Origin of the sequence: Dactylosporangium sp. NPDC051485 (assembly GCF_040682015.1) — a bacterium.
Taxonomy (GTDB): Bacteria; Actinomycetota; Actinomycetes; order Mycobacteriales; family Micromonosporaceae; genus Dactylosporangium.
In genome coordinates this window covers 1-1,434 of record NZ_JBFAZW010000252.1, presented here as the reverse complement: position 1 = coordinate 1,434, position 1,434 = coordinate 1, and the positions used below count along the sequence as shown (strand labels likewise).

The following is a 1,434-nucleotide window of genomic DNA, read 5'->3' as shown; positions in this document are numbered from 1 at the left end:
CCGGTGAACACGGCGCTGTCGCATCTGGGTGTCCAGGGGCCGTTGTGGTTCAACTCCCCGGACTGGTCGAAGCCCTCGCTGGTGCTGCTCGCGTTGTGGGGTGTCGGGGACATGATGGTGCTGTACCTCGCCGCGCTGCTGGATGCGCCGACGGCGCAGCTGGAGGCGGCGGCGCTGGACGGGGCCAATGCGTGGCAGCGGTTCCGGCATGTCACGTTGCCGCACATCCGGCCGGTTGTGGTGTTCACCGCGGTCATCGGGGTGATCACGACGTTGCAGTACTTCACGCAGGCCGCTGTCGCCGCGTCGGCGGCCAGTGGGCAGGCCACGACCGGTGCTGGGATCTCTTCGACGTTCGGCTATCCGGAAGGTTCGACGTTCACGTATCCGTTGTGGCTGTACGTGGTCGGGTTCCGTTACGGGGCGCTCGGCTACGCCAACGCCCTGGCCGTGGTCCTGTTCGTGGTCGCGTTCGCCGTGTCGTTGCTGCTGCTGCGCCGTACCATCAACCCGGAGACCGCCTCGTGAACACCAAACTGATCTGGGTGGCCAAACACAGCCTCGCCATCGCCCTGTCCATCATGTTCATCGCACCGGTCGGGTTCCTGCTGCTGACCTCGTTCATGACCGACAGCCAGGCCCTGACCTCGTCCTACTGGCCCACAACGTGGCACCCGGAAAACTACGCCCACGTGTTCGCCCGCACACCGATCCCCCGGTACCTGCTCAACACGCTCGTCTACTCGGCGCTGGCCACACTGTGCATGCTGATCTCCAGCGTGCCGGCCGCCTACGCACTGGCCAAACTCCGCTGGCGCGGCCGCGGCACCGTCCTCGTCGTCATCGTCTGCATGATGATGATCCCACCCCAGGTCACGACCGTGCCGCTGTACCTCATGTGGGCCAACTACGGCCTCACCGGCACCCTCTGGCCCCTGATCCTGCCGATGCTGTTCGGCGACGCATTCTCCATCTTCCTGCTCCGCCAGTTCCTCGTCACCATCCCCAGCGAATACCTCGACGCCGCCCGCGTCGACGGCTGCGGCGAATGGCGCACCCTCCTACGAGTCGTCATCCCCATGGCCCGCCCCGGCATCGCCGCCGCAGCACTCTTCCAATTCTTCTACGCCTGGAACGACTACTACGGACCACTGCTCTACACCAGCGAAAACGAAAACAACTGGACACTCTCACTCGGCCTGGCCTCGTTCCGCACCCTGCACCACGTGCAATGGAACCTCGTCAGCGCAGCGACCATCCTGGCCCTCGTACCAGTCGTCGCACTGTTCTTCTTCGCACAACGCGCCTTCGTACAAGGCGTGACACTGACAGGAGTCAAAGGTTGAAAATCGCCGTCGTCGGGGGCGGATCCACCTACACCCCAGAACTCATCGACGGGTTCGCACGACTCGCACCATTCGCCTCGGAGATCGT

Annotated in this window: 2 protein-coding genes; both read left to right on the top strand. The window is 64.5% G+C overall.

Translation table 11 applies throughout. The features are described from left to right. Window positions 1–528 (top strand): sugar ABC transporter permease (locus AB0M46_RS51345; protein WP_363349076.1); only part of this gene is annotated, 528 nt, incomplete at its 5' end. Further along, window positions 525–1,346, top strand: coding sequence for a carbohydrate ABC transporter permease (locus AB0M46_RS51340; protein WP_363349074.1), 822 nt, complete (start codon window positions 525–527; stop codon window positions 1,344–1,346). The genes AB0M46_RS51345 and AB0M46_RS51340, both read left to right, overlap by 4 nt. Window positions 1,347–1,434: the final 88 nt, after the last annotated feature.